Consider the following 20,169-nt stretch of genomic DNA (forward strand, 5'->3'; position numbering starts at 1 on the left):
GTGAACGAAGCGCGTGGGCGGCGGCGGGTCAGGCCGGGATTCGTTATCCTGGGCGCATGTCATTCAATACCATCGAGATCAATAAACAGCGGCAGGATCTGAGCGGGCGCGAGAGCGTCTGGCTGTTCGGCTACGGGTCGCTGATTTTCAAGGCGGATTTCCCTTATCTGGAGCGGCGGCCGGCGAGCATTCGCGGCTGGGCGCGGCGTTTCTGGCAGGGGTCCCACGATCACCGGGGTACGCCGGAATCGCCGGGCCGGGTGCTGACGCTGGTGGAGAGTCCGGGAACGGTGTGCGCGGGCATGGCCTACCGGGTAGCGCCGGCGGTGTTCGATCATTTGGACGTGCGGGAAAAGAACGGCTATTTGCGGTTTTCCACGCCGATGACGTTCGCCGATGGCGGGCACGAGGAGGGTCTGGTGTACATCGCCACGGAGGACAACGCGGCCTTTTTGGGGCCGGCGTCGGAGGAGATGATCGCGCGGCAGATTGCCGGGAGCCATGGGCCCAGTGGGCCGAATCGGGATTATCTGTTGAACCTGGCCGAGGCGTTGCGGGAGCTGGGGGCGGAGGATGATCACGTGTTCGCGTTGGAGCGGTTTTTGTTGGCGCTTTGACGCATGGCCCGGGGAGTGACGCCAAACCAGCGCTGAAAGGTGCGGCTGAAGTTGGAGGGGTCCTGGTAGCCCAGGCGTTCGGCGATGCGCTCCACCGGCACCGTGGTTTCCAGCAGGTACCAGGCGGCCAGTTCGCCGCGCACGTCGTCGAGCAGTTCCTGGTAGCGGGTGCCTTCCGCTTTGAGCTTTCGGATCAGCGTGCGCGGCGACATGGCGAAACGTTCGGCCATGTCTTCCAGTGACGGGTAGCGGCCGTCACCGTCGAGCAGTTCGATGCCAATGCGCTGGCTGAGCGGGCCGCCGCTTTGCAGTTGCTTGAGTTGGTGCTCGCAGTCCCGCAGGGCGGTGCGGTGCAGGCCCGGGTCGGCGGTGAGGCAGGGGGTGTCGAGCACCGCCTTGGGCAGGGTGATGGTGAGATGCTCCGCGCCAAAGGTCACCGGGCAGCCCAGCCGTTCGCTGTAGCGGTCCGCCCAGGCCGGCGCCTCGAAGGGGACCTGGATGCGGGCGTCGCGCAGCCGCCGGGAGGTGACCGTGTCCACCAGTTGGAAGTAAGTGGCCAGGATCGAGCTGGCGTTGAATTCCCGCACCTCCCCCAGGTCCACCTTTTCGTAAAGCGTCAGCCGCCCTTCCCGTTCATCCTCCTCGAAGTGAAGTTCCACCAGCTGGAAGCGCACCGCCACGAAGCGGGTCACCACCTTGAGCACGGCGCGCAGGTCCGGCGCGGAGACCACCGCGTAGCCCAGGGGGCCGTGGGCGGACACCGAGGTGGCGGCGCCGATCTCCAGACCCAGCCACGGCTGGCCGGTGAGCGCCACGGCGCGCCGTTCCAGGCGCGAGACCTGCTCCAGACTCAGATAGCGGTGCTCGCCGAGCAGTTGCTCCCATTGCAGCCGGGTGCCCTCGAAAATGGCCTCGTTGTCGAAACCCTTCTCATGCAAATAGGCACACATCAGCCGGGGGTAGACCGGATGGATGGCGGGGCGCAGACGGTCGGTGTCGGCCATGGGGCTGTCCTTGTTCGCCGGTTGCCGCGTACGGCTGTCACTTTATGACGATTTATTGCCACCTTACTCGGTGCTTCGCAAGGTCCGGAGGAGACATTCTGTTTCCATGGATCAATCCGACAACGAATAACAACAGCGAGGCCACTATGAGCAAGGCAGGCGTCTTCACCGGACCCTCCGGGGTCGTGTACCGGGACCGCAAGCGCAAGCTGTGGTTCACGTCCATCTTCGTGCCGGCGATCGTGTTCGTGGGCCCGGCCCTCTACTTCGCCACCGACAACGCCTGGATGCTGTGGGTGCCGCTGGTGTTCTACTACCTGACCGTGCCGGTGCTGGACATGATCATCGGCGAGGACCTGAGCAACCCGCCGGAAGAGATCGTGCCGCAGCTGGAGGCGGACCCGTATTACCGCTGGGTGACCTATGCCCTGGTGCCGCTGATCTGGGGCGCCTGGTTCTTCGGCGCCTGGTTCGTGGGCACCCAGGATCTGCCCTGGTACGGCGTGCTGGCGATGATCTACCTGATCGGTGGCACCTGCGGCGTGGGCATCAACCTGGGCCACGAGATGGGCCATAAGAAAGGCAAAGGCGAGCGCTGGCTGGCCAAGTTCGTGCTGGCTCCCTGCGCCTACGGCCACTTCTTCATCGAGCACAACAAGGGCCACCATAAGGACGTGGCCACGCCGGAGGATCCGGCCTCCTCGCGCATGGGCGAGAGCATCTGGAAGTTCGTGCTGCGGGAAATCCCCGGCGCCGCCAAACGGGCCTGGCGCCTGGAGAAGGAACGCCTGGAAGCCCAGGGCAAGTCGGTCTGGTCCCTGGAGAACGAGATCATCCAGCCGGCCATCATCACCGCCGTGGCCTGGGGTCTGGTGCTGGCGATCTTCGGCATCGGCCTGCTGCCCTACATTCTGGGCACCGCCTTCTGGGGCGCCTTCCAGCTCACCTCCGCCAACTACATCGAGCATTACGGGCTGCTGCGCCACAAAACCGCCAGCGGCCGCTACGAGCGCACCCAGCCGTACCACAGCTGGAACAGCAACCACATGTTCTCCAACTGGGCCACCTTCCACCTGCAGCGTCATTCCGACCACCACGCCCACCCGACCCGGCGCTACCAGAGCCTGCGCCATTTCGAGAACCTGCCCACCCTGCCCAACGGCTACTTCGGCATGTTCTTTATCAGCTACTTCCCGCCGCTCTGGTACAAGGTGATGGACAAGCGTCTGCTGGAACACGCCGGCTACGACGCGCGCAATATCAACTTCGACCCGGCCAAGCGTGACAAGCTGATCCGCAAGTACGGCATCCAGTACGGGGACGCGCCGGCGAAGATCGCCGCCAGCTGACACCCACCACCGGCCGGCGCGCCGCTTGTCACTCCCGCCCCTTTTAATGATAATTGTTCGCATTATCAGAAAAGGGGTGGGGTGAGCATGACATCAAGGTCGTTGTCGGTGCCCCGGCGAGGGGATACCGCCGGGGCGCCCTCAGGCGCGATGCCGGACATCGGTCTGCTCTACCACCAACACCACGGCTGGCTGTTCAACTGGCTGCGGCGCAAGCTGCTCTGCCCCCAGGACGCCGCCGACCTTTCCCACGACACCTTCGTCCGCCTGATCACCGGCGCGCCGCCACAGCTGGTGGAGCCCCGCGCCTATTTGCTGGTGATCGCCAGCCGCCTGCTGATCAACCGCAACCAGCGCCAGCGCATCGAGCGCGAGGCGCTGCACAGCGTGGCGGTGTTGCTGGAGGGTCGGGATCGACGCGGGCCGGAGCAGGTGGTGGGCGCCCGGGATCTGCTCTCCCGGGTGCTGCATCTGCTGCTGGAGGAACTGCCGGAGAAACCACGCCGGGCGTTTTTGCTGGCACGGCTGGACGGCCTCGGCTATCGCGCCATCGGCGAGCGGCTGGGCGTCTCCGAAAGCAGCGTCAAACAGTATCTGGCCCGCTGCCTGGCGCACTGCCACGAGCGGCTCTATGACGCCCTGGAGCAGGGTGCCCGGCATGAGTGAGCGGGCGGCATTGCGCGACCAGGCGGCGGACTGGGTGGTGGCCCTGCACCAGGCCGATGGCCGGGAGCGGGCGGAGCTGGAGCGCCGTTGCCAGGCCTGGCAGGACCAGGACGAGCGGCACCGCACCCTGTTCCGCCAGATGCAAACCCTGTGGAACGGCCTGGACGCCGACCCGCCGCGCCGGGCGCGGCCCGGTCTTTGGGTGCTGTGGCTGCTGATCGGCCTGATCGCCTGGCAATTACCGTGGACGCTATGGCGCGGCGATGCCCACACCGGCGCCGGCGAGCGCCTGGTGATCGACCTGGACGACGGCAGCCGCCTGACTCTGGACGCGGGCAGCGCCGTGCGCCTGGACCTGAACGCCGACCTGCGCCGGGTGCACCTGCTGCGGGGCCGGGTGTTCGCGCGGGTGGCCAAGGACCCCAACCGGCCGTTCCAGATCGTCACCCGCCATGGGCTCGCCGAGGCGCTGGGCACCGAGTACAGCGTGCGGCTGGTGGACGGCGCCACCCGGGTGGCGGTGAAGGAGTCCTCCGTGCGGGTCACGCCGGCCGGCCACCCCTCCGCCGCCCGGGTGCTGCGGGCCGGCCAGGGCGCCACCCTCACCCGTCGCACGGTGAGCCCGCCGGCGCCGCTGCCGCCGGGCGGCTTTGAATGGCGCCGGGGCCGGCTGGTGTTCAACGATGCGCCGCTGAGCCGGGTGCTCGACGAGCTGGGCCGGCACCGCCCCGGGCTGCTGCTGGCCAGCCCGTCGCTGCCGGAGGGCCTGCACTTCACCGGCGTGCTGCCCGCCGACGACAGCGACCGGGCCCTGGCGGTGCTGGCCGATGCGCTGCCGGTGCGGGTGCATCGGCTGACCGCCTATGCGGTATGGGTCGGCGGCCGCTGAATTTTTTCTGCCCGATTTGTTCCCTCGCCGGTCATGGAAGGTAAAAGGCCTCAACAGGAGACGCTTCATGCCTTCTTTTCCGACCCCGCGGCTGGCCGGTGCCTGCCTGATCGCCACCCTGGCGATGCCCGTCGGCGCCGCGCCCCTCGACCTGCCCGCCCAGCCGCTGGATCAGGCGGTCACCGAACTGGCCCGCCAGACCGGGCTGACCATCGGCGGTGACGCCGGCCTGCTGCGCGGCCACCGGGCGCCGGCGCTGAACGGCGACTACGCGCCGCTGGATGCTCTGCGGCTGCTGCTGGCCGGCACCGACGTGAGCTTCCGGGTGACCGGCGACGACAGCGTGATTCTGGAGCAGGGCAATACTCTGGAAGCGGTGGAGGTGAACGGCGAGGCGGAGCGCGCCGGCCTGGCGCCGGTGTACGGTTATGTGGCCCGGCAAAGCATCACCGCCACCAAAAGCAACGTGGCGCTCAAGGAAACCCCGCAGTCGGTGTCGGTGGTGACCCGCGAACAGATGGAGAACCAGAACGCCCAGACCCTGGACCAGGCCCTGGCCTACACCCCCGGCGTGCAATCGCTCACCGGCGGCGCCAACAGCACCACCAGCGACGGCCTGCAGATCCGCGGCTTCAACGTGACCGGGGCCAGCCCGTTCTATCTGAACGGCGCCAAACTGGCCCGCAACACCTTCAGCAGCACCGTGGAGCCCTACGGCATGGAGCGCATCGAGCTGCTGCGCGGGCCGGCTTCGATCCTGTACGGCGCCGCCGCCCCCGGCGGCGTGGTCAACATGGTCAGCAAGCTGCCCACCCGGCAACCGCTGCGTGAGATCCGGTTGCAGGGCGGCAGCCATGACCGGCGCCAACTGGCGGCGGATGTGAGCGGCCCGCTCACCGACGATGGCACCCTCGCCTATCGGGTCACCGGGCTGACCCGGGACAGCGATGCCATGGTGGACCACATTCCCGATGACCGGGACTTCCTGCAGGGCGCGCTGTCCTGGCAGCCCACCGACGCCACCCGGCTGACCGTGTTCGCCACCTACCAGAAGAACGACACCACCTACGTCTACGGCCTGCCCGCCGCCGGCACCGTGCAGCCCAACCCCAATGGCCGCATCGACCGGGACCGCTTCACCGGCGAGCCGGGCTTCAACGAGTTCGTCTCCGAGAGCTACACCCTGGGCTATCTGCTCAACCATCGCGTCAGCGACAACTGGACCTTCCGGCAGAATGCCCTCTACTTCACCGCCGACGCCGACTACGCCGACATCTTCGTCGGCGGTTACGCCGCCGACCAGCGCACCGTCACGCGCGGCGCCTACGCCCGCCAGGACGACAACCACAGCTGGAGCCTGGACAACCAGCTCGAAGGCGTCTTCGACCTGGGGCGGGTGCGCCACACCGTGTTGTTCGGCGTGGACTACAACGAGCAGAGCTTCGCCCGCGAACAGTACAGCGGCACCGTGGCGACACTGGACCTGTACGCGCCGGTGTACGGTTCGCCGGTGACGTTGGGCAACGCGCCGATCACCGACTATGAATCCGATAACCGGCAGATCGGTTTCTACGCCCAGGACCACATCAAGGTGGACGACCGCTGGGTGGTCCTGCTGGGCGGCCGCTACGACCGCTTCGACAACGAACAGCGCGACCGGCTCACCGGCGACCGCGCGACCACCTACGACGACAGCACCTTCACCGGCCGCGCCGGCCTGGTGTACCTGTTCGACAACGGCTGGGCGCCCTACCTGAGCTACTCGCAGTCCTTCGAACCGGTGGAGAGCAGTACCGGCATCAACTACGACCCCACCGAAGGCGAGCAGTACGAAGCCGGTCTGCGCTACGCCCCGGATAGTCGCAATCTGTCGGTGACGCTGTCGGTCTACGACCTGACCCAACAGAACGTACTCACCACCGACCCGACCGGCGGCCCGCAAATTCAGGAAGGGGAAGTCCGCTCCCGGGGCGCGGAGCTGGAGGCCCGCGCGGAGTTCGACAATGGCCTGAGCCTGATCGCCGGCTACGCCTACACCAACGCGGAGGTCACCAAGAGCAACAACGGCAACCAAGGCAACGAGCCCGGCGCCGTGCCCGAGCACAGCGCCTCGCTGTGGGCGGACTACCGTTTCGGCGGCGCGCTCAGCAACCTGAACGTGGGCGCCGGTGCCCGCTACATTGGCAGCACCTATGACCTGGGCAATACCGTGCGCGTACCGGATTACACCGTGTACGACGCCCTGGTCGGCTACTGGCTCAACGACTGGCGCCTGGCGCTCAACGTGCAGAACCTGACCGACGAGGACTACGCCACCTGCACCTACCTGTGCTTCTACGGCCAGGAACGCACCTACACCGCCACGGTGACCTACCGCTGGTAGGGCCGCCCGGCGATGATCGCCTTGATGCGTTGTACGCTGAGGTCCGCCTGGTCCGGGTCGCGATAGGGCGAGGCCGGCGCGGCCAGGGCGCGCAATGACCGCCCGGCCGGTTCGTCACCGGGCAGGGGCCGGCCGGCGCAGTCCGTGCGCCGCGCCGGCACCGTGCCGTCGATGAAATAACGCAGCACCGGCAGGTCCACGCAGTCGGTTTCGTAGGGGAAGACACCGTGGGTGTATTCCTCTTCCACGTAAATCAGGCGCGCCGCCGGGAGTTGATCGAACAGCGCCATTGCGCCTTCGGTCAGCGTTAGGGCGTCGTACTGGGACTGCACCATCAACAGGGTGCCGGCCTCGGCCACCGCCGCCGCCGAAGGCTTGCTCACCGACGGCCCGCCCCAGTACAGACAGGGCTGGGCGGTGATGCCGCCGCCCAGCAGCGGGTAGGTCACGGCGTACTGGTCGCCCAGGGTCACCCAGTAATCCCGCTCCGTCCGTGACGCGGTGTCATTGCAGACCACCGCGAGAAAGGTGGCCGCCATGCGCCCCAGGTCGACCGGCTCCGGGGGCTCGCTCCGCCGTTCGAGGTAGGTATCAATAAGCTGATGGGTGGCCTCCCGGAGGCGGGTATCGTCCTCGGCGCGAGCCACCAGCGTGCCACGGTCGTCCAGCGCCTGGTGCAGTTGCGCTGCCTCGGCATCCGGGGCCGCGTCGAGCAGTTCGCCCAATATCGACAGGGTCTTGTAGGCCAGCAGATTTTCCTCGGTAAGCCGGCGGTTGCCCAGCTGCAGGCTTTCGGCGGCCAGCGCTTTCAGGTCGCTGGGCAGGCGGCCGAAGACGTCCCGGAAGGCGTCCTCCGAATCGCCCAGACCAAACCGGTCCGGATGACGGCTGGCATAGCCGGCCAGCACCTGGTCCATCACCCGCTGGGAGGCGCGGACCTGGCTCCTGGATGCCTCATCGAAATCGGCGCTGAAATCCATGCTGCTGTCCAGCAACATCCGGCCCACGCGGTGGGGGTAGCGCGCCGCGTACCAGGCGCCCAGCCAGGTGCCGTAGGAATAGCCGATGTAGTTAAGCCTCGGGTCGCCCAGCAGACCACGCATCAGATCCAGGTCGTGCACGGTCTGCTCGGTGTTGATGTAGCGGGCCAGCGGATTCTTCAGGCAGGTGCGCGCCTTCAGGCCGGCGTTGTACAACAGGGCCTCGATGTTGTCGGCGGAGCGGTCGTCGGAGGCGAAGCGCGCCGGCCGGTACAGCTCATTGGACTCGCACGACAGCGCACTGCTGGCGCCGGTGCCCCGGGGCGAGAACCCGATCAGGTCATAACGCTTTGACATCTCGCGGCGCAGCGCGCCGCCGGGCGTGGCCGGATCCGCGCCGGTCCAGAGCGCGCCAAAGTGGCTGGCGAGGCCCAGGCCGTCGCCACCGGGGCCTCCGGGATTGAAGAACAGCGCGCCCAGTTTCCGGGCCGGCTCTTCCGCCGCCACCTTCATCACCGCCAGGCTCACCTCTCCCCGGCGCGGCGCCCGGTAGTCCATGGGCGCCCGCACCTGGGCGCACCGAACCCGGTCCTCCAGCTCGGCGGGCAGCCCCTCGGGGCTCCCGAGGATGGACGGATCGCACGGCTGCCAGTCCAGCGTTTGCTGCCGGTACCCGGCCAGCGGATCCGGCGGCACCGCCCCGTCGGAATCCGACCCACCCCCACACGCGGCCACCACGGCACACAGGCACACCACCGACAGGCGGCGCGCGAAAGACAAAGCGCTCATTGCATGAATTCCTTTGTTTTTGTTCACCCCAAAGCGCCGACGGCCCGGTCACCCTGGCCGGCCCGCCAACCTGATCAGTCTACTCAACCAGCACGAAACCGGGAACGGCTTCCGCCCTCCAAGATCGGCTTGATCACCCCCGTCGCGGCCCCTAGCATTGGCGAATGAGCGACGACATTCATTTCTATCAGCCCTCCGACGGCCACGGCCTGCCCCACGATCCTTTCAACGCCCTGGTGGCGCCCCGCCCGATCGGCTGGATTTCCTCGAAAAGCCCGGACGGTGTCCTCAACCTGGCGCCCTACAGCTTCTTCAATGCCTTCAACTACCGGCCGCCGATCGTCGGCTTCGCCAGCATCGGCTACAAGGACAGCGTGCGGAACATCCAGGCCACCGGAGAGTTCGGCTGGAACCTGGCCACCCGCCCCCTGGCGGACGCCATGAACCAGAGCTGCGCGGCGGTGGCGCCGGAGGTCAATGAATTCGAACTGAGCGGCCTGACGCCGGAGCCGTCACGGATTATCGACGTGCCCCGGGTGAAGGAAACCCCGGTGTCCTTCGAATGCCGCCTCAGCCAGGTGCTGCGCCTGACCGGCGCCGACGGCGCCGAGACCGACACCTGGCTGGTGCTGGGCGAGGTGGTGGGCGTGCACATCGCCCGGCACCTGCTCAAGGACGGCATCTACGACACCGCCGCCGCCGAGCCGATCCTGCGTGCCGGCGGCCCGGCGGATTATTTCACCGTCAACGAGACGACCCGCTTCCAGATGTACCGTCCGAAGACTTAGCCCAGTCCGACACCATCACGTCCTTGACGGTGTCGGCCAGATAAGGGTCCGCCATGAGATCGTCGTAGAGCTGGACGAGCTCACGCTTGTGTTGGTCCGTGATCGGCTCCTGGGCGATGCGATACAGGTCCGTGCCTTTCAGATTCTTTATCGGACGCCCCTTGAACATGTTGATGGAGAAGAAATCCAGGACCGGATTCTCGGGATTCGCTTCCAGAATGGCCATCTCGACCAAGCTACCATCCTGCCCGTTGAATAACCCCAGCCCCGCAAAAATGCCAGCCGTGGCATGGGTGACGCCACCGTTGAATCCACCGGTGTAAATACCCAACCCATGAGGTTCTACGATAAACCCCGTGTAAGCATCCAGCGGTATCAGCAAAAGAACCGCGTCCAACCGGTTCTCCCGGGCCAAGGCGCTTACCAGCGGACGGTATCTGTCGATGGGCGTTTCCACCCAAGTCTTCAAACTAAAAAAAGGCTGTTCAATGTCCGAGTTCAACCAGATTTGGCGGTCATAGTCCACGTGAACCAACTGATAATTGAAGTGATCGCGAAGGCTCTCCTCGATACGAGTCCGATAGATCTGGTCCAGATTTGCCTCCGACAGATCCACCTTGATCCGGTCATTGCCGAAATTGGTGGCGCCTTTATAAGCAATATCCACCTCGTCGCCCATTAAGGACAGCACCGCGATCCGTTCCATATCATCGTGCTCGAACGGTGCCTTGCTGGCACAGCCGCCCAGCGCGAGCAGCACCACCCCGATAACACAAATAAAGCAGACCGACTTCTTCATATCCTTCCCCTTCTTATTGTTCCATCGTCCACATTAACTTCGGAGTACCGTTCAATCATCAGAAATATTCAGATAGCGCTCCAGCACGTCGCGGATCACCTCGGCGTAATGGTTCACGCAGATCTTCTGCTCCCGGTATTTGCCGCGCTTGAGGTACCAGTCCTGCAGCATCGCCTTGGTGAGCGAGGCGAGCAGGCGGGCGTTGACGTCGCGGTAGGCGCCGGCGGCGATGCCTTCCTCGATGATGGCACGGAAGATGTCTTCCACTTCCCGCTCGATGGCGACGGCGTCGCGCTTCTCTTTCTCCGGCAGGCTTTTGGCTTCCATGTAGGAGAAATAGAACCAGGCGCGCATGATTTCGCTGAGATACAGATGCGCCTGGATGGCGGTGAACAGCTTGTCGCGCGGGTCGGTAATGTCCCGGGTGTGACTGAGCAGGGTCTGGCGGGTGAGCAGGATGCCGTGGCTCTGGATCAGGTGGATCAGATCATCCTTGTTGCGGATATAGGCGTACAGCCCGCCCATGCTGAGGCCGGAGTCGGCGCACAGGTCCCGCAGGCTCATGGCGTGAAAGCCTTTCGAGTTGGCCAGGCGCAGGGTGGAATCGATGATCCGCACTAAATTGCGCACCGCCACCGCTTCCTTCTTTATGCGAATCTTGTCCTGGTTCTGCCGGAACAGCTCCCGGCAGATGTCTTCCTTGGACAGACGCAGGTCCACTTTAAAGGCGTCGTAATCGGTGATCATGGGTCGTCAATGGGCTGAAAAGCGGTGAGTATAAAAGAGGCGGGGCCGGTTGCACCAAACCCCGCCGCCAATTCGCCGCCGGCCCTCAGGCGACCGACAGGAAACGGTTCTGGGTGTCCACGTCCTGTTTCAGTTCGGCACTGGGCGCCTCGTGGACCACCCGGCCTTTTTCCAGAATATAGGCGCGGTCCGCGTGCTTGAGGGCAAAGTGCACGCTCTGATCGGTGAACAGGATGGTGGTGGTATGCGACAGATCGTCGATCAGGCGGCCGATCTGCTGCACGATCACCGGCGCCAGCCCTTCGTTGGGCTCGTCCAGCAACAGCAGACGCGGCTCAATCATCAGCGAGCGCGCCACCGCCAGCATCTGCTGCTGGCCACCGGACAGGGTGGCGCCGTCCTGGTCGGCCAGCTCCGCCAGCATCGGGTACTCGTCGAAGATCCTTTCCACGCTCCAGGCGTTCTCGCCGCCGGGACCGCGCCGGTCCGCCACGTCCAGATTCTCACGCACACTCAGGCCGGGAAAGATGCGCCGGTCCTCCGGCACATAGCCGATGCCCAGCCGCGCGATGCGGTGCGGCGCCAGGCGGGTGATGTCCCGGCCCTGCCAGGTCACCGTGCCGGCGCGCGGCGGCGTCAGCCCCACGATGCTTTTCAGGGTGGTGCTTTTGCCGGCGCCATTGCGGCCCAGCAGGCACACGGTCTCGCCCTCGTTGAGCGCCAGGGTCACGCCCTGCAGGGCCTGGCTCTCGCCGTAGTAGGTGTGGACGTCATCAAGTTGAAGAATCATGCGCCGGCCTCCTGTTCTTCCTGGTCTTCTTCTCCCAGATAGGCGCGCCGCACTTCCGGGTGGTTGCGCACTTCCTCCGGCGTGCCCACCACCAGCGCCTCACCCCGGTGCATTACCAGGATGCGATCGGCCAGGCTGAACACCACCTCCATATCGTGCTCGGTGATCAGGAAGGTGTAGTCACCGCTGTCGGCCAGGGACTTCACCAGAGCGGTAACGCGGCGGGTTTCATCCGGCGTCATGCCGGCGGTGGGTTCATCCAGCAGCACCAGGCGCGGTCGGGTGGCCAGCACCACGGCGATTTCCAGCAGGCGTTTGTCGCCGTAGCTGATCACGCCGGCACGGCGCTCCGCCAGCTCGCCGATGGACAGCCGGTCCAGCAGCGCCTGGGCTTCTTCCTGGAGCACGGTGTCGCGGGACGCCAGGTTGAACCAGCGTCGGCTGTGGTGATGCAGCGCCGCCAGCGCCACTTCCACGTTCTCGCGCACCGTCATCTCGGTGAAGATATTGTTGATCTGAAACGAGCGCGACACGCCCAGCCGGCTGATGCGGTGCGGCGGCAGGCCGGTGATGTCCTGGCCGTCCAATAACACCTTGCCCTGGGTGGGCGTCATGCGGCCGGACACCATATTGTAGAAGGTGGTCTTGCCGGCGCCGTTGGGACCGATGATCGCCAGTGTCTCGCGGGGCTGTACGTCCAGGGTGATGCCCGATACCGCGGCGTTACCGCCGAAGTGCTTGGTCAGGTCTTGGATGCTCAGAATCGGTTCGCTCATTTTCGTTCCAGCCACCAGTCAAGGAAGGTACCCAGCAGGCCACGCCGGAAGAACATCACCATCAAGGCCAGCACGATGCCGAGAAACAGCATCCACGCCTGGGTAATGCTGGTGATCCAGGTCTCCAGCAGGATGAACATGGCCGAGCCCACGAACGGACCGAGAAAATAGCCGGTGCCGCCCAGAATCGACATCAGCACCGGTTCCGCCGAGGTCGACCAGTGCAACATTTCCGGGCTGGCCACGCGCAGGAACGGGGCCATCAGGCCGCCGGCCAGGCCGGCGAAGGCACCGCCGAGGGTAAAGGCGGCCAGCCGGTAGCTGCGCACATTCAGGCCGCAGAACGCCACCCGTTCCGGGTTCTGGCGGATCGCCTGCAGGATCATGCCGAACGAAGACCGGCCGATCAGGTAGAGCACCGCCGCGGCCAGCACCACGAACACCAGCACCACGTGGTAGTAGACCGCCGGATTACCCAGTGTCAGGTCCAGCCCCAGGCCGAAATCCCCCAGGGTGAAGCCGGCGATGCCGTCGCTGCCGTTGGTCACCGAACGCCAGTGATGGGCCACCGAGAACACCATCATGCCGAACGCCAGGGTCAGCATGGCGAAGTACACTTCGTTGAGGCGCACGCTGAAAAAGCCAATCACCAGGGCCAGCAGCGCGCCGGCGCCCACCGACAGCAACAGGCAATAGAGAAACGGCCATTTCAGATGCAGCAAGGTCATGGCGGTGGCATAGCAGCCGACGCCGAAGAACGCCGCGTGGCCGAAACTGAGCATGCCGGTGTAGCCGAACACCAGATTAAAGCTGGCGGCGAACAGCCCCATGATCAGGATTTCGGTGACGATGAAAATATAGAAATACGGCGCGAACCAGGGTAGCGCGACCAGCCCGATCAGAGCGACCAGCAGCGCGCCGAGCAGAATCATCTGTTTCATGCGGTGGCCCCCTTGCCCATGATGCCGGTGGGTTTGAACAGCAGTACCAGCGCCATGCCCACGAACGGCAGCAACATGTTGATCTCGGGCATATAGCGCCCGCCGAAGCCGTGCATCAAACCCAGCGCCAGGGCGCCGATCAGCGCACCGGGAAAGCTGCCAAGACCACCGATCACCACCACGATAAAGGATTCGATAATGATCTTGTCGCCCATGCCCGGGTCGATGGCGCGCATGGGTGCCGCCACCGTGCCGCCCACCGCCGCCAGCCAGGCGCCGAACGCGAACACACCGGTGACCACAAGCTTGGTATTGATGCCCAACGCCTCCGCCATGTCCCGGTCCAGGGCGGCGGCACGCATGATGCGCCCCACCCGGGTGCGGTTGAACAGATACCAGAGACCGGCCAGCAGCAGCAGGCCGACCAGAATCACGAACAGGCTGTAAATGGGATAGCTGGGCCCACCAAACACACGCACGGTGCCCTGCAGAATCGGCGGCGGTTCCACCACATGGATGCCGGAGCCCCAGATGGACCGCACCGATTCATTGATGATCAGCAGCAGCGCGAAGGTCAGCAGCAGGCTGTCCGCCACGTCGCGCTGATAGATAAACCGCAGCACCAGCCGGTCGATCAGCACCGCCACCGACGCCACGCCCAGCGGCGCCAGCAGCAGTGTCGGCCAGAACGACAGGCCGACCAGATTGATCAGGGTATAGGCCAGATAGGCCCCGAGCATATAGAGCGCGCCGTGCGCGAAATTGATCACGTTAAGCACGCCGAACACGATGTTCAGACCCACCGCGATGACGAACAGCAGCAGGCCGATATCCAGACTATTGAGTAAAGCCGCGCCAAAGCCGGACATGACACCCCCGTAACACGGAATTCAGGGAAGGGAACCGCCGGCCGGGGCCGGCGGCATCAGGGTGGTCAGAGCTTGCAGCCGGTTTCCTCGATGGTGCGGGAAACCTTCTCGCCGTCGAAGATGCGCAGGTCCGCCAGGGTGCGGATGCCGTGCTTGTCGTTCATCGGGCCGGACTTGCCCCAGTTGGGGCCGACCAGTGCCTGATGGTCGCCGGCGCGGAAGGCGATGGTGCCGTTGGGGGCGTCCAGGCTCATGCCGCTGAGGGTTTGAGCCAGTTTGTCGCCGTCGGTGGAGCCGGCGCTCTCGATGGCTTTCTTGTAGGCGTACACCGCCGCGTAGGCGCCTTCCGCGTTGTAGCTGGGCGGCACGCCGTAGCGGTCGATGTAGGCACTGACAAAGCGCTTGTTCACATCGTTATCAAAGCCGTCGTACCAGTAGCGCGTGGACAGCCAGACGCCTTCCGGCATCTGCTCACCCAGGGCGGAAAGCACCTCGGTGGCGGCGCCCACGGTGAACATGATTTCCATGTCCTGTTCGAAGAAACCCAGGTTGTTGGCCTGGCGCACGAAGTTGACCAGGTCCCCGCCCCACACCGAGATCAGCACGCCGTCGGGCTTGGCGGCCATCACGCCATTGATGAACGGGGTGAAGTCCTCGGCGCCGAAGCGCGGGAAGGCGGTGTCGCTCATCAGCTCCACGTCCGGATTGGCTTCCTTGAGGGCCTTACCGAAAAACTCCCAGGACTGATGGCCAAAGGCGTAGTCCGGGCCAATGGTGGTCCAGCGTTTGGCACCGGTTTCGCCGGCGATGATGGCGGCGGCCTTCATGTTCTGGGCCACATTGTTGCTGATCCGATAGGTGTAGGCGTTACAAAGCTTGCCGGTCACGTCCGGGGTGGCGGCGTGGGTGATGATCAGCGGCTTCTTCAGTTCCGGCATCACCGGCACCAGGCCCTGGGCCACGCCGGAGCTGTCCAGGCCCATCAGCACGTCGGCCTGATCCTGGTAGACCAGCTTGCGGGCCGCCTGGATCGCCACCGATGCCTTGCCCTGGCTGTCCTCGGTGATCACTTCCAGGTCGCGGCCCATCACGCCTCCGTCCTGGTTGATTTCGTCGATGGCCAGTTGAATGCCCTGCTGGGCGAACTTGCCGTAGTTGGCGGCGCTGCCGGACAGAATATAGATGGCGCCGATGCGGATCGGATCGTCGTCCGCCCAGGCGGGGGCACCGGCCAGGCCGGTAACGGCCACCAGCGTGATCAGGAGTCGTGCGGGTTTGAGCAGTTGCATGACGGGTCCTCTCTTTTTATCAGTGTTGTTGTCGTATGTTTTTTCCCGTGGCTAACCGGCAAGGCGGTCGCGCAGCACATTCTTGCGAATCTTCCCGGTCACGGTTTTCGGCAGCGCGCCCAGCACCACCTTTTTGGGAATCTTGAAGCCGGCCAGGTGCTGGCGGCAGAAGCCGATCAAGTCATCCACGTCCAGCTCCAGACCGGGCCGCGGGTCGATAAAGGCGCACGGCACTTCGCCCCACTTGTCGTCGGCCATGGCCACCACCGCCGCTTCCGAGACACGCGGATGCCGATAGAGCACCTCCTCCACCTCCAGGCTGGAGATGTTCTCGCCGCCGGAGATGATCACGTCCTTGGCGCGGTCCTTGATCTCGATGTAGTGGTCCGGGTGCATCACCGCCAGGTCCCCGGTGTTGTACCAGCCATCACGAAACGCCTCGGCGGTGGTCTCCGGGTTCTTGAGATAGCCCTTCATCAGGGTGTTGCCGCGCAACTGAATCTCGCCCAGGGTCTCGCCGTCCGCCGGCGCCACCCGGCGGCGTTCGTGGTCGTAGACCCGGGCGTCGTTGACGGCGAAGTTGATCACCCCCTGACGGGCCATGCGGGCGGCCAGTTGCTCGGTGGGCAGCGCCGCCCAGTCCGGTTGCGGCACGCACAGGGTGGCCGGGCCGAAGGTTTCGGTCAGGCCATACAGGTGGGTGATGTCGAAGCCCAGCTCACGGGCCTTGCGGATCACCGAACTGGGCGGCGCGGCGCCGCCCAGGGCAAAGCGCGCCGGCCGGCTCAGGGCCCGCCCACGCTGGTCCATGTCCGCCAGCAGCATATTGAGCACCACCGGCGCGCCGCACAGATGGGTCACCCCGCGCTCTTCCATGCGCCGGTAGATCAGGTCCGGGTCCACCTTGCGCAGACACACATGGGTGCCGCCCACGGCGGTGATCGCCCAGGTGTAGCCCCAGCCGTTGCAATGAAACATGGGCAGGGTCCACAGGTAGACGGTGTCGGCGTTCATCTCGAACGCCATGGCGTTGCTCATGGCCGCCAGGTAGGCGCCGCGATGGTGATAGACCACGCCCTTGGGATTGCCAGTGGTGCCGGAGGTGTAATTGAGGGTGATGGCGTCCCACTCGTCCGCCGGCGTGCGCCATTGGTCCGGGTCACCGGCGGTGTCCAGCCAGGCTTCGTAGCGCGCGCCGTCCAGGCTGGCGGGGCCGCCGTCGCGCTCGATGGCGACGGTTCGCGGCGGTGTCGTCAGACCGGCCAGGGCGTCCTTGATCACCGCTTCGTATTCGGTGTCGTAGATCAGCACCCGGGCCTCGCCATGGTCCAGGATGAACCCCAGGCTGGCGCCGTCCAGGCGGCTGTTGAGCGCATTCAGCACGGCGCCGGCCAGGGCCACCCCATAGTGGGCCTCGAGCAGTTCATGGCCGTTCGGCGCCAGCACCGCCACGGTATCGCCGGGGCCCACCCCGCTTTGCGCCAACGCCGCCGCCAGCCGGCGGCAGCGGGCCAGGAAGGTGCGATAGTCCAGGGTCATGTCGTCGTCGATCACCGCCACCTTGTCGGGAAACACGGTGGCCGAGCGCCGCAGGAAAGACAGGGGCGTCAGCGCCGCGTAGTTGGCCGCGTTCCTGTCCAGCCCGTTCTCATACTTATCGTTGTTGTACTTATCGTTCATGGCGATTACCGACCTCTGAGGTTTTACCGGGCCCGCGCGATGCCGTGATTCTTTTTTCAACGCCCCTTAAAAATAGAGCGAGCGCTCGAAATATTCAACACACCGGAGGCGAAATTTTCCGGTTCTGGCAGAATAGCGCCCCATGACCGATATCGACCCGCGACACCCGACCCCTTCCGACGCCTGTCCCTGCGGCGCCGACCGGCCCTATGAGGACTGCTGCGCGCCCCTGCATCGCGGCGAGCCCGCGCCCACGCCGGAGGCGCTGATGCGCTCGCGCTACAGTGCTTTCGTGCGCAACGACACCACCTATGTGGCCAGAAGCTGGCATCCGGATACCCGCCCCACCGGGCTGATGCTGGATGACGGCGACCACTGGCTTGAACTCAAGGTGCTGGACAGCGACTCCGACGGCGACCGGGGGCGGGTGCATTTCCGCGCCCTGCGCCGGCGCGATAAGGGATTTTCAGTGCTGGAGGAACACTCCCGCTTCGTGCGCGAGGACGGGCACTGGTTCTATGTGGACGGCGACAGCAAGGTGAGCAATCTGAAGCCGGGCCGCAACGAGCCCTGCCCCTGTGGCAGCGGCAAGAAATTCAAGAAGTGCTGCGCGGCGTAACGGGAGAAAGGAAAAAAGAGCGGGCCTTCCGTGGCCCTGGGGGTAAGAATGGATCACGACATGTCTGTATCGTGGCGCTCAGTATCGGTGCCCCCGGGCCGGGGGCGATAGCCGGTTCGCGCGCGTTTCTTGCCCGATCCTGCCGGCTCATCAATACCGAATCATGCCGCATCAAAATCGATGGACTCCACGCCACTCAGGTCCACGGCCCGGCGCGCCTCCCACAGGTCATAAGTGTCCTGCATCGCCAACCAACTTTCGGGGCTCCGGCCCAGCGCCTTGGACAATCGCAACGCCATCTCCGGGCTGATGCCACTTGCGCCCTTGAGAACCCGGGACAAAGTGGACGGTGACACTGCCAGCTTAACCGCAAGCTGGCGCGCGCTGAGGCCGAACGGCGTCAGATACACCTCACGGATGAACTCACCGGGATGAGGAGGGTTGTGCATCATTAGTGATAATCCTCGTAATCCAGCACAAAGGCGTTACCGTCCCTGAACTCGAAGGTTAACCGCCAGTTACCACTGACGCGGATTGACCAGCGCTCCTTCTCTTGGCCCTTCAGCGGATGCAAATGGAAACCGGGGATATCCATGTCATTGATGGCCATAGCGGTATCCAACGCCGCCAACTGCATACGCAGGCGCTTGGCATGATGCGACTGAACCCCCGCCGTGCTACCGCTGAGGAAAAACCGCTTCAATCCTTTGTGGCGGAATGTCTTAATCATGGGCGAATCATAGCGCGTTGCGCACCACGCATCAATTCATATCCTTGCGCTTTTCGAGCTGGTGGCGGTCCTCGGTGAGGCCGATCTGCCAGTAGCCGCTGGCGTAGAGGCGGCCGCGTTCCACCTGGCGTTCCTGGGTGAAGTAGCGGCGCAGGGCGCGCACGGCGCCGCTTTCACCGGCCACCCAGACCGCCGGCGAGCCGTCCAGCCAGGGCAGCGCCAGCACCGTGTCCACCAGCCCCACCGCCGGCTGCTCCGGGTAGGGATTGACCCGCCAGGTGACCTGGATACCGTCCGGGAACGGCAGCGGCTGCCGGTCGGCGGGATCGAGGACGTCCAGCACGGCGTAGCCGCGCGCGTGGGCCGGCAGGCGCTCGATGTTGGCGCCGATGGCGGGCAGCGCCGACATGTCGCCGGCGAACAGAAACCAGTCGGCGTCGAAGTCGACGAACTTGGGCGCGCCGGGGCCGGCGAAGCCGATGCGGTCGCCGGGTCGGGCGGCGGCGGCCCAGCCCGAGGCCGGTCCGTGGTCGGCGTGCATCATGAAGTCCACGATCACCTCGCCGCGCGGGCGATCAAAGTGGCGCAGGGTGTAGGTCCGCACAAAGGGCTTTTGTTGCTCCGGGGTGTCGCTGAACGGCGGCAGCGCGATGTCCGTTTGGCCGGGCTTGGGAATCAACAGTTTGAAATTGGCGCTTTCGTGGCCTTCCGGAAAATCACTCAGGTCGCCGCCGCCGAGCACCACCCGTTTCATGTTCGGGGTCAGGGTCTCGGTGCGCAGCACCTCCAGGATACGGGGCGCGGGTCTGGGCATGGTTCACCTCACGAATAACGGGGCGCTTGTGGCGCCCCGGCAATTAGTAGACAATATCAACCATAAATTCATTGGTTGATATTGTCAACCAACAGCCTCGTGCCAAAACTCATGCCACACCAAGCCGATATCCGCCAGGTGCTCTGGCAGCTGGCCTTCCAGTTCAAGGTCAGCAGCAAACGGGCGATCCGCGACTACGACTTGCCGCTGAACGGCATGCACGTGCGTCTGCTGCAAATGATCGCGCGCCAGCCCGCCTGCACCGCCCAGCACATCGCCGCCGTTACCGGTCGCGACAAGGGGCAGATCACCCGGGTGATCAAGGAACTGGAGACCATGGACCTGGTCACCCGAACCCCCAATCCGGAGGATCGCCGCAGCCAGTTACTGGCGCTGAGCCAGACCGGTCAGGGACTGATGGCGCGCATCCAGGAGGCGGAGGACGAAGTCACAAAAACGTTGCTAAAAGGCATCCCGAAAAAGGAGGTGGACGCCTTTATCGAGACCGGTAACCGGATGTTGGATAACTTGCGGGAGGAAAGTTGAAAGTGAAAAGTTGAAACGCGCACTGGGCCTGTCCCGGTCCAGCCGCCGTGCCCGCGCTTGAAGCGAAAGCCAAAGGGGGGCGGGCCAAGAAATCGGCGCCCCTT

General features: G+C 65.2%; 21 protein-coding genes. 8 read left to right on the top strand and 13 right to left on the bottom strand.

The genetic code is table 11. From position 1 onward, the window contains the following. The first annotated feature begins 56 nt into the window (after positions 1-56). Positions 57-617 carry a gamma-glutamylcyclotransferase gene (locus IM760_RS14715; protein WP_204430737.1) on the top strand — a complete coding sequence of 187 codons (561 nt, stop codon included), beginning with the start codon at positions 57-59 and terminating at the stop codon, positions 615-617. Here the strand turns inward: IM760_RS14715 and IM760_RS14720 are convergent. Beyond that, entirely contained in the window at positions 578-1,621 is a 1,044-nt protein-coding gene (locus IM760_RS14720; protein ID WP_204430739.1) for an AraC family transcriptional regulator, read from the bottom strand. The genes IM760_RS14715 and IM760_RS14720 overlap by 40 nt on opposite strands. A 146-nt stretch (positions 1,622-1,767) precedes the next feature. Here IM760_RS14720 and IM760_RS14725 point away from each other — a divergent pair, with 146 nt between their 5' ends. The 4 genes from IM760_RS14725 to IM760_RS14740 all read left to right on the top strand — a co-directional run bounded on the left by IM760_RS14725 (position 1,768) and on the right by IM760_RS14740 (position 6,908). Then, on the top strand, positions 1,768-2,970 hold the full coding sequence (locus tag IM760_RS14725) for an alkane 1-monooxygenase (RefSeq protein WP_204430740.1): 1,203 nt from the start codon (positions 1,768-1,770) through the stop codon (positions 2,968-2,970). A 150-nt stretch (positions 2,971-3,120) separates the two neighbouring features. Then, positions 3,121-3,636, top strand: coding sequence for a sigma-70 family RNA polymerase sigma factor (locus tag IM760_RS14730; RefSeq protein ID WP_204430741.1), 516 nt, complete (start codon positions 3,121-3,123; stop codon positions 3,634-3,636). Beyond that, a complete protein-coding gene (locus tag IM760_RS14735) occupies positions 3,602-4,525 on the top strand; it encodes a FecR family protein (RefSeq protein WP_204430742.1) in 924 nt (307 codons plus the stop codon). The genes IM760_RS14730 and IM760_RS14735 overlap by 35 nt, the downstream gene beginning before the upstream one ends. Positions 4,526-4,592: 67 nt before the next feature. After that, positions 4,593-6,908, top strand: a complete 2,316-nt coding sequence (locus IM760_RS14740; RefSeq protein WP_204430743.1) for a TonB-dependent siderophore receptor — start codon at positions 4,593-4,595, stop codon at positions 6,906-6,908. On the opposite strand, the gene IM760_RS14745 is transcribed toward IM760_RS14740, so the two are convergent. Then, on the bottom strand, positions 6,896-8,677 hold the full coding sequence (locus IM760_RS14745) for an alpha/beta fold hydrolase (protein WP_204430744.1): 1,782 nt from the start codon (positions 8,675-8,677) through the stop codon (positions 6,896-6,898). The two genes, IM760_RS14740 and IM760_RS14745, sit on opposite strands and share 13 nt — an antisense overlap. A 164-nt stretch (positions 8,678-8,841) precedes the next feature. Between IM760_RS14745 and IM760_RS14750 the strand changes: the two genes are divergently transcribed. Further along, the gene (locus IM760_RS14750; RefSeq protein ID WP_204430750.1) at positions 8,842-9,465 is read left to right on the top strand and encodes a flavin reductase family protein; all 624 of its coding nucleotides are present in this window, start codon (positions 8,842-8,844) and stop codon (positions 9,463-9,465) included. On the opposite strand, the gene IM760_RS14755 is transcribed toward IM760_RS14750, so the two are convergent. The 8 genes from IM760_RS14755 to IM760_RS14790 form a co-directional block, all read right to left on the bottom strand. Then, on the bottom strand, positions 9,422-10,264 hold the full coding sequence (locus IM760_RS14755) for a hypothetical protein (protein WP_204430752.1): 843 nt from the start codon (positions 10,262-10,264) through the stop codon (positions 9,422-9,424). The two genes, IM760_RS14750 and IM760_RS14755, sit on opposite strands and share 44 nt — an antisense overlap. 51 nt (positions 10,265-10,315) lie before the next feature. Further along, on the bottom strand, positions 10,316-11,011 hold the full coding sequence (locus IM760_RS14760) for a TetR/AcrR family transcriptional regulator (RefSeq protein WP_204430754.1): 696 nt from the start codon (positions 11,009-11,011) through the stop codon (positions 10,316-10,318). A gap of 85 nt (positions 11,012-11,096) precedes the next feature. Then, the gene (locus tag IM760_RS14765) at positions 11,097-11,801 is read right to left on the bottom strand and encodes an ABC transporter ATP-binding protein (RefSeq protein WP_239549866.1); all 705 of its coding nucleotides are present in this window, start codon (positions 11,799-11,801) and stop codon (positions 11,097-11,099) included. Further along, entirely contained in the window at positions 11,798-12,577 is a 780-nt protein-coding gene (locus tag IM760_RS14770) for an ABC transporter ATP-binding protein (RefSeq protein WP_204430756.1), read from the bottom strand. The genes IM760_RS14765 and IM760_RS14770 overlap by 4 nt, the downstream gene beginning before the upstream one ends. Further along, positions 12,574-13,518 (bottom strand): branched-chain amino acid ABC transporter permease, encoded by a 945-nt coding sequence (locus IM760_RS14775; RefSeq protein ID WP_204430758.1) that lies wholly within the window; start codon positions 13,516-13,518, stop codon positions 12,574-12,576. Before IM760_RS14775 ends, IM760_RS14770 begins: the two co-directional genes overlap by 4 nt. Next, the gene (locus tag IM760_RS14780) at positions 13,515-14,387 is read right to left on the bottom strand and encodes a branched-chain amino acid ABC transporter permease (protein WP_204430759.1); all 873 of its coding nucleotides are present in this window, start codon (positions 14,385-14,387) and stop codon (positions 13,515-13,517) included. Before IM760_RS14780 ends, IM760_RS14775 begins: the two co-directional genes overlap by 4 nt. A gap of 65 nt (positions 14,388-14,452) precedes the next feature. Then, positions 14,453-15,676, bottom strand: coding sequence for an ABC transporter substrate-binding protein (locus tag IM760_RS14785; RefSeq protein WP_204430760.1), 1,224 nt, complete (start codon positions 15,674-15,676; stop codon positions 14,453-14,455). Between the two features lie 51 nt (positions 15,677-15,727). Further along, positions 15,728-17,356, bottom strand: coding sequence for an AMP-binding protein (locus tag IM760_RS14790; RefSeq protein ID WP_204430761.1), 1,629 nt, complete (start codon positions 17,354-17,356; stop codon positions 15,728-15,730). Between the two features lie 142 nt (positions 17,357-17,498). On the opposite strand from IM760_RS14790, the gene IM760_RS14795 reads away from it, so the two are divergent. Then, positions 17,499-17,975, top strand: coding sequence for a YchJ family protein (locus tag IM760_RS14795; protein ID WP_204430762.1), 477 nt, complete (start codon positions 17,499-17,501; stop codon positions 17,973-17,975). A gap of 161 nt (positions 17,976-18,136) precedes the next feature. On the opposite strand, the gene IM760_RS14800 is transcribed toward IM760_RS14795, so the two are convergent. Genes IM760_RS14800 through IM760_RS14810 form a run of 3 tightly spaced genes read right to left on the bottom strand, consistent with a single transcriptional unit; the run spans position 18,137 to position 19,519 of the window. Continuing rightward, positions 18,137-18,424, bottom strand: coding sequence for a HigA family addiction module antitoxin (locus tag IM760_RS14800; RefSeq protein WP_204430842.1), 288 nt, complete (start codon positions 18,422-18,424; stop codon positions 18,137-18,139). A gap of 2 nt (positions 18,425-18,426) precedes the next feature. Then, positions 18,427-18,705 carry a type II toxin-antitoxin system RelE/ParE family toxin gene (locus IM760_RS14805; RefSeq protein WP_204430766.1) on the bottom strand — a complete coding sequence of 93 codons (279 nt, stop codon included), beginning with the start codon at positions 18,703-18,705 and terminating at the stop codon, positions 18,427-18,429. 31 nt (positions 18,706-18,736) lie between these two features. Then, positions 18,737-19,519, bottom strand: a complete 783-nt coding sequence (locus IM760_RS14810; RefSeq protein ID WP_204430767.1) for a siderophore-interacting protein — start codon at positions 19,517-19,519, stop codon at positions 18,737-18,739. Between the two features lie 111 nt (positions 19,520-19,630). On the opposite strand from IM760_RS14810, the gene IM760_RS14815 reads away from it, so the two are divergent. Next, on the top strand, positions 19,631-20,065 hold the full coding sequence (locus tag IM760_RS14815; RefSeq protein ID WP_204430768.1) for a MarR family winged helix-turn-helix transcriptional regulator: 435 nt from the start codon (positions 19,631-19,633) through the stop codon (positions 20,063-20,065). Positions 20,066-20,169 lie beyond the last annotated feature (104 nt).

The sequence above is a fragment of the Alloalcanivorax marinus genome, assembly GCF_016906305.1.
Lineage (GTDB): Bacteria > Pseudomonadota > Gammaproteobacteria > Pseudomonadales > Alcanivoracaceae > Alloalcanivorax > Alloalcanivorax marinus.